The 18,642-nt window shown below is 56.8% G+C and carries 18 protein-coding genes; 2 read left to right on the top strand and 16 right to left on the bottom strand.

Annotated features, from left to right (window positions below):
- Positions 1-4: 4 nt before the first annotated feature.
- Positions 5-1,354, top strand: coding sequence for a DUF3391 domain-containing protein (locus tag HZB34_05015; GenBank protein ID MBI5315311.1), 1,350 nt, complete (start codon positions 5-7; stop codon positions 1,352-1,354).
- A complete protein-coding gene (locus tag HZB34_05010; GenBank protein ID MBI5315310.1) occupies positions 1,354-4,245 on the top strand; it encodes a response regulator in 2,892 nt (963 codons plus the stop codon). Before HZB34_05015 ends, HZB34_05010 begins: the two co-directional genes overlap by 1 nt.
- A gap of 143 nt (positions 4,246-4,388) precedes the next feature.
- On the opposite strand, the gene fliW is transcribed toward HZB34_05010, so the two are convergent.
- The 16 genes from fliW to flhF form a co-directional block, all read right to left on the bottom strand.
- Positions 4,389-4,868, bottom strand: a complete 480-nt coding sequence (fliW, locus tag HZB34_05005; protein ID MBI5315309.1) for a flagellar assembly protein FliW — start codon at positions 4,866-4,868, stop codon at positions 4,389-4,391.
- Positions 4,869-4,886: 18 nt separating this feature from the next.
- Complete coding sequence (gene csrA, locus HZB34_05000) at positions 4,887-5,123, bottom strand: carbon storage regulator CsrA (protein MBI5315308.1); 237 nt, start codon at positions 5,121-5,123, stop codon at positions 4,887-4,889.
- A gap of 347 nt (positions 5,124-5,470) precedes the next feature.
- Positions 5,471-6,361, bottom strand: coding sequence for a flagellar hook-associated protein FlgL (gene flgL, locus HZB34_04995; protein ID MBI5315307.1), 891 nt, complete (start codon positions 6,359-6,361; stop codon positions 5,471-5,473).
- A gap of 137 nt (positions 6,362-6,498) precedes the next feature.
- Complete coding sequence (gene flgK / locus HZB34_04990; protein ID MBI5315306.1) at positions 6,499-7,890, bottom strand: flagellar hook-associated protein FlgK; 1,392 nt, start codon at positions 7,888-7,890, stop codon at positions 6,499-6,501.
- Between the two features lie 133 nt (positions 7,891-8,023).
- Complete coding sequence (locus HZB34_04985; GenBank protein ID MBI5315305.1) at positions 8,024-8,533, bottom strand: flagellar protein FlgN; 510 nt, start codon at positions 8,531-8,533, stop codon at positions 8,024-8,026.
- Positions 8,534-8,818: 285 nt separating this feature from the next.
- On the bottom strand, positions 8,819-9,121 hold the full coding sequence (flgM, locus tag HZB34_04980) for a flagellar biosynthesis anti-sigma factor FlgM (GenBank protein ID MBI5315304.1): 303 nt from the start codon (positions 9,119-9,121) through the stop codon (positions 8,819-8,821).
- Between the two features lie 44 nt (positions 9,122-9,165).
- Positions 9,166-9,525, bottom strand: a complete 360-nt coding sequence (locus tag HZB34_04975) for a rod-binding protein (GenBank protein MBI5315303.1) — start codon at positions 9,523-9,525, stop codon at positions 9,166-9,168.
- Between the two features lie 45 nt (positions 9,526-9,570).
- On the bottom strand, positions 9,571-10,704 hold the full coding sequence (locus tag HZB34_04970; GenBank protein ID MBI5315302.1) for a flagellar basal body P-ring protein FlgI: 1,134 nt from the start codon (positions 10,702-10,704) through the stop codon (positions 9,571-9,573).
- 294 nt (positions 10,705-10,998) lie between these two features.
- The gene (locus HZB34_04965; protein ID MBI5315301.1) at positions 10,999-11,919 is read right to left on the bottom strand and encodes a flagellar basal body L-ring protein FlgH; all 921 of its coding nucleotides are present in this window, start codon (positions 11,917-11,919) and stop codon (positions 10,999-11,001) included.
- On the bottom strand, positions 11,906-12,712 hold the full coding sequence (gene flgA, locus HZB34_04960) for a flagellar basal body P-ring formation protein FlgA (GenBank protein MBI5315300.1): 807 nt from the start codon (positions 12,710-12,712) through the stop codon (positions 11,906-11,908). The genes HZB34_04965 and flgA overlap by 14 nt, the downstream gene beginning before the upstream one ends.
- A 26-nt stretch (positions 12,713-12,738) precedes the next feature.
- Complete coding sequence (gene flgG / locus HZB34_04955; GenBank protein ID MBI5315299.1) at positions 12,739-13,530, bottom strand: flagellar basal-body rod protein FlgG; 792 nt, start codon at positions 13,528-13,530, stop codon at positions 12,739-12,741.
- A gap of 88 nt (positions 13,531-13,618) precedes the next feature.
- Positions 13,619-14,389, bottom strand: a complete 771-nt coding sequence (flgF, locus tag HZB34_04950) for a flagellar basal-body rod protein FlgF (protein MBI5315298.1) — start codon at positions 14,387-14,389, stop codon at positions 13,619-13,621.
- A gap of 232 nt (positions 14,390-14,621) precedes the next feature.
- Entirely contained in the window at positions 14,622-15,329 is a 708-nt protein-coding gene (locus tag HZB34_04945; protein ID MBI5315297.1) for a GGDEF domain-containing protein, read from the bottom strand.
- A 207-nt stretch (positions 15,330-15,536) separates the two neighbouring features.
- Positions 15,537-16,289, bottom strand: coding sequence for a FliA/WhiG family RNA polymerase sigma factor (locus HZB34_04940; protein ID MBI5315296.1), 753 nt, complete (start codon positions 16,287-16,289; stop codon positions 15,537-15,539).
- A 126-nt stretch (positions 16,290-16,415) separates the two neighbouring features.
- Entirely contained in the window at positions 16,416-17,276 is an 861-nt protein-coding gene (locus HZB34_04935) for a MinD/ParA family protein (protein MBI5315295.1), read from the bottom strand.
- Positions 17,277-17,287: 11 nt separating this feature from the next.
- A complete protein-coding gene (gene flhF, locus HZB34_04930; protein ID MBI5315294.1) occupies positions 17,288-18,640 on the bottom strand; it encodes a flagellar biosynthesis protein FlhF in 1,353 nt (450 codons plus the stop codon).
- Positions 18,641-18,642 lie beyond the last annotated feature (2 nt).

Here is an 18,642-nt window from a genome sequence, read left to right as displayed (position 1 = left end):
ATCGATGAAACACACGAAAACAATCACGATTGATCAACTCAAGCCTGGAATGTTCGTTGTTGGAATGGACCAACCTTGGTACCGGACCCCCTTCCTCATCCATAAACGATTCATCCGTAATCGGGAGGAGATCGACCTGCTCCGACAAATCGGGGTCAGAAAGCTGAAGATTGATTCCAGCCAAGGGCTCGATGTGGAGCCGGCCTCTTCGGGAGATGCAGCCTCGGCACGTGACACACAACAGACAACAGCCGCCCTCCAATCAAACCATGCAGCGCAGCCGCCTTCGTCGGCACAACTCCCGCAGCCTGCTCCGGACAGAGAGCCGAACGAACCAGGGCGGTCGGGGGCTACCACCCAGGAAGGCACATCGCCCCCTCCTATTACAAGGGAACGGGCCGCGGCTGCCCAAGAGACATACAACCAGGCAGTCCGTTCGATGGAACGGGTGTTTGAGGAAATAGAAGCAGGAAGAGCCCCCAAGGCGGAAAGGTTGCAAGAGATCGTCTCGAAAGTACTTACACGAGTGCTGAACGATGATGCCGCCATGCTCAACACGCTCTCTCTTCAGAAGATGAAACGATTCGATCGCACATTGGCGTCCCACGCGCTCGATGTCTGCACCCTCTCGCTCATCGTGGCGCATGACTTTGGAGTCTTGGAGGCAGATCTGGAACTGCTCGGCGCCGGTGCGTTGCTGCATGACATCGGCTACATCCGGCTGCCGCGGAACCTGTACCGTCGAGGCCAAGACCTCACCGATCAGGAGCGCACAGTCATGCAACAGCACCCTGCGCTGGGGCTGGCGATCTTACGGGATGCGCAAGAGGAGAGGAGCGCGGTCGTCCGGATTGTCATGGAACATCATGAGTGCGGCGACGGGAACGGATTTCCGCATAAGCTCAAAGGCGACTCCCTCTCGATCTTGGCGCAGCTGGTCGGCCTGGTCGATATCTATGACGGCATGGTGAGTCGCCGTGGAGGGCGTCCAGCGATGTTGCCGCATGATGCCATCCGACAGTTGTTTCGACTTGGAGACACAGGACAGTACCAGAAGGATTTGATCCAAACCATGATCGGTAGTCTGGGCGTATATCCGATCGGGAGCCTGGTGATGCTGAACACGGGAGAACGGGGGGTGGTTGTGGGAATGAATCGCACCCAGAGGCTCAAACCGGTCGTCAACGTGATTACAGGACCTCAGGGAGGAGCCTTTATCGTGCCGATCCGCATCGATCTTGGGGCGCAGACGACGGGGGATTCAACGCGAACCATCGTGAAGGTACTAAACCCCCTTCGCGAACGAGTGAATGTCGCCATGTTCCTAGACGGCCTTCACGAAGAGGCAGCCTGATGAAACACGTCTCGCAGAATCGTGTGAACCCTGCTGTGCTGGATACGCTCCCAATCGGGGTGCTGTTGCTCGATAGTAGACTTCACATCATCTCGGTGAATGCTGAGGCCGCCCGCCTCCTTGGACAGTCAGCTGATCTCTGCCTATCCAAACCGCTTCAGGAACTATTGCTGCAGGAACCCGGAACATCCCACCACGACATCGTGATGCGGATTCGAGCCTCCTTTTCCGATAGTTCCCCAATACAAGGAGCCAGAACTACGCTGGCAGGCACTACACACGAGTCACATCCGGTTGAATGGAGTTATGTGCCATTGGATGCAGAAGAAGCTTCCGGCGGGGTGCTGACATTACGCGATCTGACTCGCGAGGAGGAGTTGCAGCAGGATCGCGACCGTCTGGCACAGGTGGCGGAAGAAAGCCCTTCCCCTATTATCGAGTTGGACTCCGATGTCAATCTCGTCTATGCGAATCCCGCGATGGCGCGATTGCTCCAGCGGTTCGGTTATGTCGCGGGCGGATTTCCTGCCGTCTGCCCCGGCGAGCTGTCGCAACTCGTCCATCGCTGTCTCGAATCAGGGAGGGAGATCCGGGGGGAAGAAGTCCGGCTGGCCGAGGCAAGCTTCTCGTGGATTTTCTGCCCGGTCCCCGCTCATCGATTGGTCCGCGGCTATGCGGTCGATCTGACCGATGTCACGGCAGCGCAAGAGGAGCTGCGCCGGGCAGCAGATCAGCTTCACCACAACAATCGTCAGCTGGATCAGGCGCTCCAGGCGGCGCAGAATGCCGCCCGGGTCAAAGATTCGTTCCTGGCGACTGTGAGCCACGAGTTGCGGACTCCGATGAACGGAGTCATTGGGATGACGTGCCTCCTGATGGACACGGAGCCGTCTGAAGAACAACAAACCTACATCGAGACCATTCGTCAGTGCGGCGAAGCCTTGCTGAACTTGATCAACGATATTCTCGACTACGGCAAGATCGAATCCGGCAAACTCGACATGGAATGTATCGATTTCAATCTTCGCACGACGGTGGAAGATGTCTTAGGCCAATTTGCGGAACGGGCGCAGACGAAAGGGCTGGAAATTACCGGGCTGGTGCATGCGGCCCTTCCGACAGGCCTCCGCGGCGACCCGGGACGGCTCCGTCAGATCCTGACAAACTTCGTCGGCAATGCGATCAAGTTTACCGAACAGGGTGAAGTGACGGTCCAGGCGTTCCTTGAGCAGGATCTGGCCGATGCGGTCGTTGTCCGTTTCGAAGTCACGGACAGCGGAATCGGCATTCCCCCGGAGGTACAGGCCCGCCTCTTCCAACCCTTTACCCAGGCGGATAGCTCGACATCGCGCAAATACGGAGGAAGCGGTCTAGGGCTCGCGATCTCGAAACAGTTGGTCGAGCAGATGGACGGCAATGTCGGCATCATCAGCCAACAAGGGCGAGGCAGCACATTCTGGGCCACTGCCCGCTTCCTCAAACAGACGGTTTCCCCTCTGGCCATCATGCCGTCGACTGAACTGACCGGGCGCCGTGTCCTGATCGTCGACGACAATGAATCGAACCGGATCATTCTCCACCACCTGGTCACGGGATGGGGAATGGTCGATGATCAAGCCCAGGATGCAGCCTCAGCCATCGCATTGGTCGAGCAGCAGGCGGAGAAAGGCCTCTCGTACGATGTCGCTGTTGTCGATATGTTGATGCCCGGTAAGGACGGGTTACAACTAGCCAAGGAACTCAAAAAGCACCCGGTTGGATCCCTCGTCCGTCTTGTCGTCCTCACCTCGCTCATTCAGCGGGGACACGCAGAACTGGCGCGCCAAGCCGGGTTTGTCGCCTATCTCACCAAACCGGTCCGCCACGATCAACTTGCGAATTGTTTGAGGACCGTGCTGGGTTTGCCAGGGCTTGCAGGTCAAGGGACAGCGCAGCCGGTTACGACATCAGCGCCGCAACTCATCACAAGGCATACTCTCGCAGAGACAGGGTTGGGTCTGCGAATTTTGGTGGCGGAAGACAATCTCGTTAATCAGAAACTCACTGTTCGCATGCTGGAGAAACTCGGCTTTCAATCGGATGTCGCGGAAAACGGTCAAGAAGCGCTGGCAGCCTTAGCACGAGGTTCCTATGCCATCGTCCTCATGGACTGCCAGATGCCGATCGTCGATGGCTTCGAGGCGACCAGGCTCATTCGACAACGTGAAGCGCCAGGAAATGTTTCGAGTTCCGAATTGCGGGTTTCGAGTTCAAGGACGGAATGCTCCCAGGGCCATCTCGCCACTCACCACTCGCCACTTGCCACTCCCCGGCACATTCCGATCATCGCGGTGACGGCCAATGCGATGCGGGGAGATCGAGAGCGCTGTCTCGCGGCAGGTATGGACGACTACCTCACCAAACCTCTACGAAAAGAAGATCTCAAGGGGGCTCTTGACCGATGGCTTCCAACCTCCTTTCAGTCGCACACCCCCCATACTCCTGGGGCAGAAGAAAACTGGGACGGACTAGATACCAGGTCTCTCCCCGTCATCTTCGATCCGGCGGCGATGATACGCAATATTGGGGGCGACCGCGCATTAATGGATGAACTGGTTGGTCTGTTCCTTCAACGCTACCAAGCCATGTTGGAGGGAATCCGCGCCGCCCTGGCCGACGGAGATCGGCAGGCCGTGGAGCAGGCAGCGCATCTCCTCAAAGGGACAGCGAGCAATCTCTGCGCATCTGAGGTAGTTTTATCCGCTGGTCAATTGGAAGCGGTGGGGCGACTCGGCACGCTGGTTGAAGGACCGATCCTCTACGTTCAGATTGAAAAAGCGGTGCTGCGGCTTGTTCAGGTTCTGGAAGAGCGATGCCGGGCGCAGGCCGCAGCCAGGAAACGTGCAGCGTAATGGGGGACGTGAGGCGAGAACCGTAAGGCGTGAAGCGTTAGGCGTAAAACGCTAGAAAGGACGGGCCAAACGAGGTTGGGGCTAATTCTCTCCCCGTTGATCGTTCTCTCCGCTTCACGCCTAACGCTTCACGTCTCACGCTTCTAGGCCGGAATCGCCTCGGCGAGAGGGAGGTTCTGGCTACGCTCGGCATGCCTCGGAGCAGAAAATACCGGATATCGAGTGGGGTAGTCCTCGGAGAGCACGAGTTGCTTGCAGAGTCTTGTGCGAGGGTTCATGAGCAGAGGGCCGCGAAGATTGGCGGTCACAGCGGACGGATCATCAGATGGAATGGTCAGGATGACCGCAAGGCCCAATTCATCGGTCTCACTCCCCTCCACCTCACCACGCGCCTCCGGCGAAATCGTCACTTGATAGCGCTCATTGAACAACACAGGATCGATGACCACGAATGCAAGGGACGCCTCTTCCGCGCAGTGCAACCATTTGAACGGCGCATCGGTATCATGATCGAGAATCACGTAGCGGGTCCATTCTGGAAACCCGAGCAGACCTGACGGAAAGGTCAGCAACGACTCAGCAGAGACATTCAACGTTCCGAAGCGAGTCGATGCGACAACCATCACGACGGCTCCTTACGTTCAAGCGAGTTTCCTGCGCAACAATCGTTGAAACACATCGAGCGGAACCACCGGCGTGCGTGCCGCGAGTTGGTTCTCTTCTTGAATCCTGACACAGACCTCATCCCGATGCACTTCGATCGTCCGTGGCGCTTCCACGCCCAAGCGAACCTGCCCATTTTTAATCCCCAACACCACGATCCGGATGTCCGGACCGATAGCCACTCCTTCACCGCGTTTTCGTGTCAGGACTAGCATCCGTGCAGTCCGATCTCCCCCGAATCACCCGTAGCAGGATGCTGAAAAAGTCCGCCAGCATCGTTGGGGAAGGTTGAGGCTGAGGCTAAGGTTGAGAAAACAAGAGTCTCATCGACACTTAACCTTAACCTCGACCTCAGCCTTCTTCAGGCGCTGCGGTCTTGCTGGACAGCCTTTTTGAGCATCCTGCGACTATTTGGCATCTGCGCCCACCAGACTATGTCGGCATTCGCGCTCAAGACTTTAGAATCGGAAGGTTGAGGCGGCTTCCAACATCTAACCTCGAACCTCCAACATTCCTCTTCGCTCAACCTCAACCTTAGCCTCAACCTTTCCCAGAATGGCTGTCAGCGGAGAAACCTCAGGAGCGACAGATCGAACAGCCGCGAGAACGTTTGGCTGGTCGCTTCATAGGCCGTTTCCTGGAGCTTGAGGTCGGTCAGCGCCGTCGCCAGATCTGTGTCCGTTTGATCTGAGAGCACGTTCCGAATAGCCTCCGACACCACCAGCGAGATCCCGTACGCCTGGTCGAGGCGATTGGCAATGGCGCCGATCTGCCCTTGCGCAAGACTGATTTGACCGATCGCCTGGTCGAGGTTTCCGATGCCCGCTTCAATACCAGCACCATTGTTTGCCTCCAAGGCGGTCAGTAGGTTGGCGAGGCCGTCAAAGATATTCGTCGTGGCGCCCGTGAACACCTGATCGCCGGGGAGGACGATCTGAGTGGTTTGATTCGGGCCAACCGCAATGGACTGACTCTCGCTATTGCCCTGATAGGAGACGGAATCGCCGATGCCTAACAGAAAGGGAGGGGCATCGGTCTTCGTCCCGGCAAATACCGGTTGCCCGTTCACTTCAGCATTGGCGAGTTGGATCAATTGGCGATGCAGCTGCCGAACCTCTTGGGCGATCGTCACCCGTCCCTGCGCAGACGTCGTGTCACTCCTCGCCTGCACCGCCAGTTCTCGAACACGACTGAGCAGATTCTGAGTCTGCCCCAGGGCCTGATCGGCCACTGCGACGCGCGCGGTACCGAATTGGATATTTCTGATCCATTGGCCGTTGTCGGCAAGCGCGGACTTCTCCAGGATGGCCTGTCCGAAAATGGCGGGATCATCGGAGGGTTTGGCGATACGTTGCTGGGACGCGATCTGTTCATGGACCCGGACGATACGTTCCTTCACGCGCTCCAAGCTCCCGGCCGTCGAGCCGAACAACTGCTGATCAGCCACTCGCATGGTCAAGCTCCTTCTTCTGGTCTGTTTGGTTCATTTGGTTTGTTTGGTTTGTCTTGTTCATTTGGTTGACCGGACTGACCGGAGAAACCAGACCAACTAAACAAACCAAACAAACTAGATGAACCAGATAAACCATCTCATCGCTTTATCGATAAGATGGTTTGAAACATCTCGTCCGCAATGACGATCATGCGCGATGCCGCCTCAAAACTCCGTTGATATTGGAGAAGATTGGCGAGCTCTTCATCCATCGATACGCCGGAGATAGAGGCACGCTGAGACGTCAACTGCTCATGAAGAATCTGTTGCGCCTCCAGATTGGCCTCAACCCCTTGCAGGGTCGACCCGAAGCTTCCGGCAATCGTGCTGTAATACTCTTGAAAGGTCACATTGCCAAATGAGGCGAAGTCCGTATGTTTCAGACCGGCCAACGCCAGGGCATTGGCATTGTTGCCTGGGACTCCTGTCACGGTCGACGAGGCCGCGATCTGGCGTACGTTGGTCAATGAAACGGCCATCGTAGCGGCGGTCGTTCCAGTCGGCGCAAAGAAATCTACATTCGTAGAGCCATCGAGCCCGAACCCCGATCGGTGTAGTTGATTGACCTGCGTGACAGCTTCCGAAGCCAGGGTGTCGAGGGAGGCCCGCAACGAAGGGATAGTCTGATCGCGCACGTCAAGGAGGCCTTTGAGCTTGCCGCTTTGAATCACGGACGAGAGATTGGTGGTGGCCCCTGCTCCTGCGTCATAGTGAACAGCCAGCAGGCCATTGTTGCCGAGATCCGGAACTCCGACCAGCTGGTAGTTCCGTTCCCTGTCCACCAGAACCTGTCCACGGCCGGCAAATACCGTCAATTGGCCGCTCGCATCTTCGATCGATGACACCTCGATCAACTCGCCCAAACCTGCGAGGGCGACTCCTCGTTGATCGCGCAGATCATTGGCATGTTGCCCACGAGACTCAGCTTCGGCGATTTTTGCATTCAGGTCCGCGATCTGGCTGGTCAGCCGGTTCGCATCCGTGATGGTCTGGCTGACTTGACGATCGATGGACTCCTGCGCAGCAGTCAGATCTGCGTCAGACTGATTGAGTCTGGCAGCGAGGGCCGTGGCTTTAGAGAGAAACACAGTCCTGGCAGACAAGTCACTCGGGTTGGTCGCCACATCCTGGAGCGCGGCAAAAAATTCATCGAGCCCTGCACCGATGCCTTGATTGTTGGCGTCCCCGAACAGCGGCTCCAGCCGGGCCAGGCTGTTGTACGAAGCGGTAAACTCTCCCAGCCGTTCACGCGAAGCAAGGAGCTGCCCGTCGACAAAGGAGTCGTAGGCGCGTCTGATTGACTCGGCATGCACGCCAGTGCCGATCTGACCTGGTGATCCGTTCTCAGGCCTGTTCTCGGCCAGAGTGACCTCTTGCCGAGAATAGCCCGGCGTATTGACATTCGCGATGTTGTGGCCAGCTACGGTAATGGCTTGCTGCGCGGTAAAGAGGGCGGATTTACCAATGTCCACCAGTCTGTTAATGGCCATGCATCCCTCTACTGAGCCTTAGAAAATTGGTTTGTTTGGTCTATTTGGTTTGTTTAGTTTGTCTGGTTTGTTTAGTTCATCGACTCGGACTTGTTCAACCAAACAAACGAAACAAACCAAATAACAATCTTCTCTAGCCTTTTTGACGAAACATCATAGCACCCAGGCCAGATTCCTGAGGCTCTCCGGACCCGGAGTAGAGCCCCAGGGGGGCCGTAGCCTGACGTACGACGTTCAGCCCTTTTCTGATAAAAATTTGAAGGCTGTTCAGGATGCCGGCGTTGATCGATATCTCATGACGAAGCGCACGGATCTTTCCCGCCATCCTTGTATAGAGTGTTTCCAACCGCTGAGCCTCTGCTGTTTCGAGCCGCTCCAGAATGATGCTCAGAGAGATGGTCGAAGGGGCGAGATTCCAATGACCAGCCAACCGTGCAAGCCAGACCGCTCGCTCCGTTTCAAGCACATGAAGATCGTTCAGCAACTCGGCTCGCTGACGATTGACCTCTTCCATGTCCGTCAATTTCAACATGCGAAGGGCTTGCCGTTCTCGCTGAATATTGTGCCCCAGCGCATCGCACTGGGCTTCTTCACGGCGTAGGATGTGACCGAGTTCCTGAAGAGCCGTCGCGATATCCTGCATGATCCACATTCCTTAGGCCCGAAGAGAAACTTCTGCTGCGCCCCGTACTTTCCACCCCGGATAGTGCGCATCGTAAGAGAGCAGGTCGGCTGGATGCTGAATACGTGCGCACATATGGGCACTAACGGTCCAGGCGTACCCCGTATTTCTTACTCTGTTGGCAAGATGCTCAAAAAGCCGGCCAGCAAGGCCGCAGCGAGTGAAGGCCCGAAGCGTACCCTCTGCGGTACGTTGAGGGTCTGAACGATGCGAGAACGCCGCTGGCGGGCTTTTTCAGCATCCTGATTAGAGAACCGCGTCGGTGAGCGTCTGACGTATCAGCGCATCGGCAACCTGTTTCCCTGACACGGAATAGGTGCCGGCCTCCACTGCTCGGCTGATCCTCTCGATCCGCTCTTGTCGTGCGGCATCCGGCTGGTCGACCAACGACTTGATCCGCTGGATCTCCTTCGCCCGATCTGAGATCTGCACACGATCCTGGCGTCCATCCTGTTGGGTCCTCTGCTTCGCGCCGATTACTTCGGCTCCCTGGATCCCAAGTAGGAGCTTGGCAAGATGATCTGGCTTACCATGACCGGAGATCTGCATGACGGTGGCTCCTCTCTGTTCTCTCTTTTAATGATCCTTGTCGGCTATAGTATCGGTTGCCGGTTCTGAAAACTTGAGGGAGGAAGCATCTTTTCTGTGTACTCCTGGATGATTCTGGCTAGGCCAAGCCCCCCTGCCTGGGAAGCCAATCGACCGATTTCCTGGTCATAGAATGAGTAAAAGTAGGCCCCACCCTTGTTCTCCAGTGCTCCTTTTGGAACCGTTTCTCTCATGACTTTCAATAGATTAGAGATAAAGTATGCCTCGAATTCATAGGCCGCGCCCTTGAGGTCAGCCAGTTGATCCTGCCGATCCTTGATACGTATCGGTGGAGCCTGCAACAGACCTAGTTGAGTCTCGGCTATGCCACCGATTGAACTGAGAGCCTTTACCTCGTAATTCATACTGGCGATAGAAAGTTATATTGCACTTGTAAATCAATAGCTTATTTATATTACGTCAAGATTAGCTTGAAGAGCACCTGCCGCTTTGAGGGCTGACAAAATCGCCACTAAGTCCCTGGGAGTCACCCCGACCGCATTCAGCGCTCCCACTACATCCCCGAGCGTCACGGTTTCATCCATGACAATCAGTCTGGACTCCTGCTCCTTCACCTCCGTGTGAACATCCTCTGTGACCGTAGTCTGTCCGGCGCTGGATCCGATTACCGGAGCGGACGGCTGCGAGACGTTTTGTGTATTCTTTACCGAAATCGTCAGATTGCCGTGCGACACGGCGCAGGTAGAGATACGAACATGCTCTCCCAGCACCACTGTGCCGGTCCGTTCATTCACGACGACCTTCGCCGGTATGTCGACATTGACGTTCAGTCCTTCGATCGTGGAAATGTACTCGACGACCCGGCCTCGAAATGTGGCAGGAATCGCCGCGCGGACAAGTCCGGCACTCACCGCCGTCGCACTCCCCTTACCGAACACCCCGTCTATCGCTTCCGTCGTCCGGATCGCCGTCGTAAAATCCGGGTTGCGCAAGAGCAGCGACACGGTCTCCCACGACTCGATCTCGATGCCTGCATCTTTTTCAATGATCGCACCTCCCGGTACGATCCCCGCGGACTGATGGTTCTTTGTCACAGTAGAACCGCCGGCCCCGCCCGTTCCGCCCAAGAATCCGCCGATTGATACAGGCCCTTGCGCCACAGCGTACACTTGCTGGTTCGCGGCCTTCAGCGGGGTCAGTAACAATGTCCCGCCTTGCAGGCTCTTCGCATTCGCCATCGACGAGACCAGCACATCGACCGTCAAGCCTGGTTTCGCAAAAGGCGGCAATTTGGCCGTCACCATCACCGACGCGATATTGCGCGTGAGCAACTGGATCGGATCGATGACGAGGTTGATGCCCATCTTGTTCAACATCGACATCATGGCCTGAATCGTAAACTGGCCTCCGATCACCTGATCGCCGGTTCGGTCCAATCCGACGACAAGACCGTATCCGATCAACTGGTTGTCCCGAACACCCTCGAAAGATCCCACGTCTTTAATGCGAACCGCCTGCGCCGGTATTGCCCAGAGGAGGCTTCCCAATAGCAACAGTCCGATGTGTATTTTTGTTCGTGTCATGTCGTGTGTCTCACCTGAGTAAGAGATGAATCCGCCCTTCGACGAAAGAAACGGATGAACCAATTTCTTTCAGCGAAATTGGCGGGCGGCGTGGATCGTGCGGACAATTTCCGGTCTGCTTTCATGCCTGCACTGTCAATGCGCTGTCGAGGGGGGTCCACCTCTGCACGGCGAACGACCCGGTTCATCACCAGCATCTCCAGTGATCGTGTCACGGTCGTACGATGCCAGAGATCCCAACGTATGCCCTTTGTGCGCCGCATGACATGTTTCATGGAGCCTGTGTGCTTCCCCTCACCAAGGACTGATCCAATCAAGTATCCGGACGAGCCACCCAGGACGCTGGACATCGTCCAGAACTCCCAGCCCCGAATACTCGATCTTGGCATCAGCGATAGCAGACGACAGCACGGTATTTTTGGTATTGACATCGACCCGTCGCACAATGCCAGCGATCGACATCAATTGCTTCTCGCTATTCACCGTGACCTCCCGGCGGCCCTCCACCCGGAGATCACCGTTGGGCAGAACTTCCATGACGACGACGGAGATGGTTCCCGTCAAGGTCCCTTCACGGTTCGTGGCGCCCTTGCCACCAAACTTGTTCGAGGAGCTTGCGTCGATTCCGAGCCCCCGCCTGGCTTCGGCGCCAAGGCGAAATCCGGGAATACCGACGTATCCTATGGCGCTGCCGGCCAGGCTGTTTTGGATTGTGGAATCCCGCTCGGCCGAGGTGTCGGCGGACTTCGAGCCCTTATGATTTTCAACAATTTTGATCGTCAAAATGTCTCCGACGCGCATCGCGCGCATGTCTTCATAGAGGTAGGCGCGTCCGTTCTCTTCCTGCCACAGGGAACCCAGCGTCTTCGGCGCCGGCAAGGAAGGCACCATGAGCTTCGAGGTAACTTTTTCCGACGATGCCGCGCAGCCGAAGCTCAGAAGCGCGCCCATCAAGATGGTCGCCGCCATAACCGCAGGATACTCGAAATGGCCGTTCAGCAAGGCCGCGGGCGATCTATCACTTACCAAGGAGTGGCTGGGATGATCCCAACTGCGCGCGTCTTCCCAATTCTCCAGTTCAATTTCAAGGGTGGCCTGGTCGACCCTCAATTGCGCGCGTCGAACGAGCACATTCTGATCGTGCGCGTTCCGCGAGCAGGAGGGCGGCCAGGCCACCCTGTTCCATTTTTCCAGCGTCCTTCTAAAATTCGACACGAACTGCTCCTGGTCCGACAATCTTTGCTCGCAGCTCTTTACCCGAATCAGCGTTGGCCACCGTGACGGTCTGGCCGATTTCCCCGCTCGACTTGGTCACTCCGATCGCTTGAATTGAGAGCCCGCCACGCCTGGCTTCGATGGACACGCGATCCCCCTTGCGCACGGCATACGGCTTCTTCACCATCCCGAGACGAATCGGGTTGTTGGCCTGCAACGGACGCGCAGCGCTCTTCCCGATGACATCCTTCACATTCGTGATCAACTGATGGTCCAAATCAGTGAGTTTGACGGGGTGAACGGCCACATCCTCCGCTTCAAGTACGCTGTCGATCGGGAGAACTCTTGTCGGAACGACGGCGTCGATGGACGCAGAGACATCGGCGATGGCATCGATCGTCTGCCACGGTTTCCCATTGACGTTGACCTGCACATGGAATGTCCGCCGCCCGAGACCTTCTCCATATCCACTCGGGGAGATCTTCAGGTTGACGGCACCGGATGGAATCTTCATCGGATCAAACGGGTCCACCATGGCAATATGGACGGCACGGACTCTCCCCGCCATTTCTTGCTCAAGCAGCCGCAGAATACTTCGATGAATTTGCTCCGGGTGCAATTGCTGAAGGGCGGGCCTTGACTCACTGCGCTTCAAGACTGAGCGATCTTCCCGTCCGGTTTCTCCAACGAATCCTGCTTGAGGTTGTTGCAGGGTGGCCGCCTCCGTCATGAGCGGCCAGAACCAGAGGACGGTCGATAGGGCGAACGGAATGTGTACACGAGGTGCGGTCATGAAAAAGACTCCTTCCTGAATCGGACTTACCGCTTCAGATTGTTCGCGATCGACATCATTTCATCGGAAGCTTGAATCGTCTTCGAGTTAATTTCATAGCTGCGTTGCGCAATGATCATGTTGACCATTTCCTCTGCCAGGTTCACGTTGGAACTTTCCAGGAAACCCTGTTGGATCGTGCCGAACCCGGTCGAGAAACCACCGGTGCCTTGCAACGGAGGACCGGAGGCGAAACTATCCAGAAAGAGGTTGTTCCCCGTCGCGACAAGCCCCGATGGATTGTCAAACCGGGTCAATTGGATCTGCCCCACTTGCGATGCCTGGGTGACACCGGGAAGCAATACGGATACGGTGCCGTCTTGGCCGATGTCGAGTTTCAATGCCCCCGACGGAATCGTAATGACGGGATTCAGAAGATCGCCGTCTCCCGTCACCAGATTGCCGACGTTGTCACGCTTGAACGAACCGTTGCGGGTATACATGACCGTTCCATCCGGCCGCGAGACCTGGAAGAAGCCTGCGCCATCGATCGCGATGTCCAATTCGTTGTTCGTCTGCCGCATATTTCCCTGCATCCATTCCTTGGCCACCGTCACGGGGCGGACTCCGGCCCCGATCTGGATGCCGACGGGAAAGACACCGACGTTCGACGCATTGGTACCAGGCAAGCGTTGAACTTGATACAACAAATCGGCAAACTCTGCGCGACTACGCTTGAACGAGTTGGTATTGACGTTCGCCAGATTGTGCGCGATCGTATCGACATTGATCTGTTGGGCGGTCATTCCGGTAGCCGCCGTCCACATCGCTCGAATCATACAAACCCTCCTGCGTCTCTCGTGATTCGTGAAGCGTGAAACGTCCGAGTGGAAACGAACGACGCTTCACGAGATACGCTTCACGTGTTTACAACACCCGACCGACGTCCCGGATCGAGATTTCCGCCATGTGATCCAGGGTTTGAATCAGCTTCTGCGACGACTCGTAGTTCCGCGTACCCTGAATCATTTTGACCATCTCGCCGATTGAATTCACATTCGACTCTTCGATGTGGCCCCCCTGGACTTGCGGATTCTTCGCCGCGGTGGCGGCATCCGATGCGAAGAGCCCTTCGAGATGTTTTTCCGGCATCTGATCCACGGGGAAATCCATCACTTTAAGCGTCGCCACTGGTTGTCCATCGACATGGATCGCCCCTTGCGAACTGACCTGGACCGTGCCGGGCGGGACCTTGATCTCCCCCTTTGTGCCCATGACCGGATAACCCAGGTTCGTCACCAATCGGCGCTGAGCATCCAGCGAGAACATCCCGTTCCTGGTGTAGCGAACCCCCTGGGGAGTCTTGATCTCGAAAAATCCGCTGCCCTGGATCGCCGCGTCAAGGGGGTTCCCGGTGATTCTGATCCTACCTGCCTCAAACGATGTGCGAACCGCGTGGGGTGCTGTGAACACCCGCTCAGCCGGACCGAACGGACTGACGCCGATCTGCCGACCAAATCCTGCTGAAGGCGTAAAGATCGGTGCGGCAATCTGGACTCGCCCCATCACCGCCTTGAACGCCTGGCCGTCCTGTTTGAATCCGGCCGTATTCACATTCGCCATATTATTGGAGAAGACCTGCATCTGACGTTCTTGCGCCAGGGCACCGGAAAGAATGGGATAGATGGCTCGGTTCATGTGTGTCCTCTCATGCTGGTCCGCTCGACCCTGTGACATCGCAACATACATGCCAACCATCCATGTCTGTCATTTCACAGGTTGCGCGAACCACCTGCCGGTCAGGACGCTGTAAATACAGGGCAATGGGAAGGACACACCGCCCATGTGAATTCCGAACTCATCGAGAGCAGCATGGGAATGAAGATGCCGGGCTAGGAAAAGATTGCCGGAGAGGGAAGAAAGTTACGTGCTACCGAAGGCGGCCTGCGAAAGGAGGAGACACTGGCGCTGGGTCAGAGGATGATACAACAACGGTAGGTGAGGCAAAATGAATAGCCTGTCCCTCAGACTTTGCGGACTTCAGCGCGCGCATAGCCTGTTTGACCAATTCGTCCGGCTCCGTGGCATCTTGAGGGTATAGTGCGACGCCGATGCGGCATGTCAGAAACAGCTCTTGCCCTTCAAGGGTGAGGGGAAGCCCCACAGTAGCCTGCAGTTTATCGACAATGGCTGTGACCTCCTCAGGAGAAGCGAGGTTGTCGAGGATCATCGCGAGTTGATCCTGCGCCAAACGCGCGACGGTTTCCGTGGATCGTATGACGCCTTTGACTCTGGCTGCCTGAACCCGCACGAGGACATTCCCATTCGCCTGGCCTTGACGCTCCGCCACCATCCGGAAGTGATCCAGCTCTACGACAAGCAGCGCAAGGGGTCGTCCGGTTTTAGCTGCGCGGCCTACAGCCTGTTCGAGCAGCGTCCCGAACAATCGTCTGGTGGGCAAGCCCGTCACGTAATCATAGGTCGATGACAGCTCATTGGATTTTCCAGCGGGACTTTCCCGCTGGACTCGGAAGCTCGGATAGCGGCCCTTCAGCCACAGCCCGCCAAGCAACAGGAGACCGATGACACAGAGAGCTACGACCGCCACAAGAGGAGATATGACGGGGAAATTACCCATGCAGGTGTTTCGGTTGATTTCGGAGCAGACTTGAGGAGCGCGGGACGAGCAGAAACGGACATCAGCGGGGTAGAACGAACAGGGGCGGCACTCCGCTGCGTGAAACGTTTTTCGTTCCGGACTCAGAGGCTTCACTCACCGGAGACGCTTTACGCATCTTTCGCATCTCGTCTGGCGCTTCACGCTTCACGAGATACGCTTCACGCCTCATTGCAGCACTTCGAGCTTCCCCTTGAGGTGAAGAATCGCCTTGGTATGGATCTGACAGACACGAGACTCGGTAATTTTTAAAATTCCGCCGATCTCCTTCATCGTCAACTCTTCGAAGTAATACAACGTGAGCACGAGCCGTTCCTTTTCAGGCAATTGCTGGATCGCATCGGCAACCCGCCCGCGCTCCTGATCATTGAGGATGGTTGCAAGGGGGTCGGATTGATGCGTGTCCGCAAGCATGTCAAGAATTTTCGGCCCGTCCGGCTCATGCAGGTTGATGTCATCCAAGCTGACCAGGACGGCTCCCCGTGACCGAACGAGGAATTCATCCAGTTCGGCAGGAGACAGATTCATCTCTGCCGCGATCTCCTCATCAGTCGGAGGGCGGCCCAGCCTGTTCAACAGTCTGGTATGCGTCCGCTGCAACAACGAGACGCGCTCGTGCACCGACCGAGGGATCCAATCCATGGAGCGAATTTCGTCCAACATGGCGCCTCTGATACGGAACTCCGCATAGGTCTTGAACTTCGCTTCCCGGTTTGGATCGTACTTATCCATCGCATCCATCAATCCCATAATCCCGACCGAGACAAGGTCCTCCGCATCCATATATGCCGGGAGGCGATAGGCCAAGCGATAGGCCATTGCCTTCACGACATGCGCGAATTCCTGGATGATCGTTTCGCGGTGCGAATCGGACGCAGGGCCCGTCTCTCGGGTTTTTTGCATCGCTACATTGTTCATCATCAGTGCGCCTTCTGTGTTCGTATTAAAAGTTTCTGGTTTCTTGTTTCAGGTAGCATGCTGTCAGGATCAGCCTCCGAAAACTTGAAACCAGAAACGCGGAACTTAAAACTCCCGACCGCGATGCGGCTAGGACATCGGTATCAATTGCTGCCACAGAAACTGCACAGTACTCTTCGGCAACTGAGGCTCAGGCCACGCTGCGACGGTTTTTGCCAACTCCCCAAAGGTTCTGGCGGCAGGCGAGCAGGGAAAGCGCTCTGTCACTGCCTTCTGCTCGATGACGGCCATCGGCAGATAATCATCGAGCGGAATGAACCCCAGATACTCAAGACTGACGTTCAGAAAGCGCTCCGCGGCGACATCGAGCTTGCGGAAAGTCTGAGCCGCTTCACGTCGACTTTTCACCATGTTGACCAGCACGTGAAACCGGCGTTCACGATGTTCCCGGCATAACACCTTGATCAACGCATAGGCGTCAGTCAGCGACGTCGGCTCCGGTGAGATGACGACGATGGTCTCTTGAGCCGCTGAGGCGAAATACGTGACATTGGGCGAGATGCCGGCTCCCGTATCGATCAACAACACGTCTGCCTTGTCGGTTACCATCTCCAACTCAGTCTGTAAGATGAGTTGCTGTACGTCTGTCAAGGAGGTGAGGCGCGGCAGGCCGGAGCCTGCCGGCAATACGCGGATTCCCGCCGGCCCTTCAATGATGATGTCGGACAGGTGGTGAGACCCACTCAGCACATGCTCTAACGTATACCGGGGCACCAATCCCAACAGTACGTCGATATTGCCCAGGCCCAGATCTGCATCCAGCACCAGCACGCGCTTTCCGATTCGCGCCAATCCTATCGCAAGGTTGGCAACGACATTCGTTTTCCCCACCCCGCCCTTCCCGCTGGTCACGGTAATGACCCTGGTGCAGAGGCCCTCTTGAACCGTTGGCGGCATCGCGGCCTTCGCTTCGTGGAATCTGTCCTTCATGCGGAACCTCCCTACTGCGCTTGTTGTGGCGTCGTTCCGCCCACGGACAGAGCCAAGTCCTGTCCGCTGGATGACGAGAGGCCTGGGGATATAAATCGGGCTGAGTCCTTGTCGAGCAACAGATCTGCCAATCGCGAAGAATCCGCCAGCTCGAAATCTTCCGGTACCCGCTGGCCATTGCTCCAATAGGACAATGGCAAGGTCGTCTGGTACACCAGTTCGAAGAGATTGCCGTATTCCTCCGTCTCGTCCAGCTTGGTAAAGAGCAGACGGGAAGGAGCGCAGGCGGCGTGTTGCGCCACGATGCGACGGAGATCCTGCATTCGCGTAGTGGCGGACAAGACCAGGTGCGTGTCGATCGATCCGCACATGTCTTTCAGTCGACCGAGACTCATGATCTGCGCCGTCTCATGAGAACCAAACCCGGGGGTGTCGATCAGGATCAGGTTGGCCTGGCGATGACGGCGTACGCCGTCAACCACATCAGCCGTGGTCTGAGCCGTTTCCAGGGGAACACCCAGAACTTTTGCATACAGTCGGAGCTGTTCGACGGCGGCCATACGGCAGGTATCGAGTGTGATCAGGGCGACCGATTTGTTTTCCTGAAGCCGGTAGTGGGCCGCAAGCTTCACGATCGCCGTAGTCTTCCCCACCCCGCTTGGCCCGACAAACATGGCAACCTTGCAATCGTTCGCCGTATCCAGCAAGGGGCCACTGACCCGGATCTGCTCCTCACAAAGACGGTGCAAACCATCCTGAATGTCGCGATCCGATTGGAGAGACTCCTGGGGGAGATGCCGGCGAAGCAAGAGGCAGAGACTTTCGGCCGTTGAAGGACGCAATCCCTGTGCGACCAGGAGGCGACAGGCTCGCGCCAAGGGCGCAGGCAAACTCGATCCTGCCGTCTGCGATTCATCGGGCAACGAAGCGGTGAGACGCTGCTGGAGGTCAAGGAGTTCATTCTTGAGCTGGCGAAAGCGCCCCTGCGAGGCCGGCCGTAGCTCCGGCTTTGCGGGAGGCGAGGGGATCTGGACGTCCGCCGGCCCAGACTCCGATGGCTTATTCGAGTACAGCAGGGCGCTCAGGTGGTCCTGAAATGCGGGAGAGTGCTCTCGCTGCTTCTCGACAGAAGGCTGCCCCTCCTCTGTGGCAGGAGGAGTCGTCTGAGTATCGGCAACAACCTGGTCGACAATCGAATCGGTCGCAGCAGTCACCTCCAAAAACGATCGGCCGAACATCGAGAACGGCAGGCTCCCTCGCCGCACCCGCTTCGTGGAGAGGATGAGGGCATCCGGTCCCAACTCGTCCTTGATGGCCCGGATCGCATCATGCATGGTCTCGGCTTGAAACACTTTCATCTTCATCG

Source organism: Nitrospirota bacterium, from assembly GCA_016219645.1.
Classification (GTDB): Bacteria; Nitrospirota; Nitrospiria; order Nitrospirales; family Nitrospiraceae; genus Palsa-1315.
The sequence above is the reverse complement of the archived record's forward strand: the minus strand, read 5'-3'. Positions and strand labels throughout refer to the sequence as shown.

Bases quoted from the DNA above. Each gene is read 5' to 3' on its own strand.
- HZB34_05015 (MBI5315311.1), top strand. From the start codon at position 5: ATGAAACACACGAAAACAATCACGATTGATCAACTCAAGCCTGGAATG.
- HZB34_05010 (MBI5315310.1), top strand. From the start codon at position 1,354: ATGAAACACGTCTCGCAGAATCGTGTGAACCCTGCTGTGCTGGATACG.
- fliW (MBI5315309.1), bottom strand. From the start codon at position 4,868: ATGGTTGTCGCATCGACTCGCTTCGGAACGTTGAATGTCTCTGCTGAG.
- csrA (MBI5315308.1), bottom strand. From the start codon at position 5,123: ATGCTAGTCCTGACACGAAAACGCGGTGAAGGAGTGGCTATCGGTCCG.
- flgL (MBI5315307.1), bottom strand. From the start codon at position 6,361: ATGCGAGTGGCTGATCAGCAGTTGTTCGGCTCGACGGCCGGGAGCTTG.
- flgK (MBI5315306.1), bottom strand. From the start codon at position 7,890: ATGGCCATTAACAGACTGGTGGACATTGGTAAATCCGCCCTCTTTACC.
- HZB34_04985 (MBI5315305.1), bottom strand. From the start codon at position 8,533: ATGCAGGATATCGCGACGGCTCTTCAGGAACTCGGTCACATCCTACGC.
- flgM (MBI5315304.1), bottom strand. From the start codon at position 9,121: ATGCAGATCTCCGGTCATGGTAAGCCAGATCATCTTGCCAAGCTCCTA.
- HZB34_04975 (MBI5315303.1), bottom strand. From the start codon at position 9,525: ATGAATTACGAGGTAAAGGCTCTCAGTTCAATCGGTGGCATAGCCGAG.
- HZB34_04970 (MBI5315302.1), bottom strand. From the start codon at position 10,704: ATGACACGAACAAAAATACACATCGGACTGTTGCTATTGGGAAGCCTC.
- flgA (MBI5315300.1), bottom strand. From the start codon at position 12,712: ATGACCGCACCTCGTGTACACATTCCGTTCGCCCTATCGACCGTCCTC.
- flgG (MBI5315299.1), bottom strand. From the start codon at position 13,530: ATGATTCGAGCGATGTGGACGGCGGCTACCGGAATGACCGCCCAACAG.
- flgF (MBI5315298.1), bottom strand. From the start codon at position 14,389: ATGAACCGAGCCATCTATCCCATTCTTTCCGGTGCCCTGGCGCAAGAA.
- HZB34_04945 (MBI5315297.1), bottom strand. From the start codon at position 15,329: ATGGGTAATTTCCCCGTCATATCTCCTCTTGTGGCGGTCGTAGCTCTC.
- HZB34_04940 (MBI5315296.1), bottom strand. From the start codon at position 16,289: ATGATGAACAATGTAGCGATGCAAAAAACCCGAGAGACGGGCCCTGCG.
- HZB34_04935 (MBI5315295.1), bottom strand. From the start codon at position 17,276: ATGAAGGACAGATTCCACGAAGCGAAGGCCGCGATGCCGCCAACGGTT.
- flhF (MBI5315294.1), bottom strand. From the start codon at position 18,640: ATGAAGATGAAAGTGTTTCAAGCCGAGACCATGCATGATGCGATCCGG.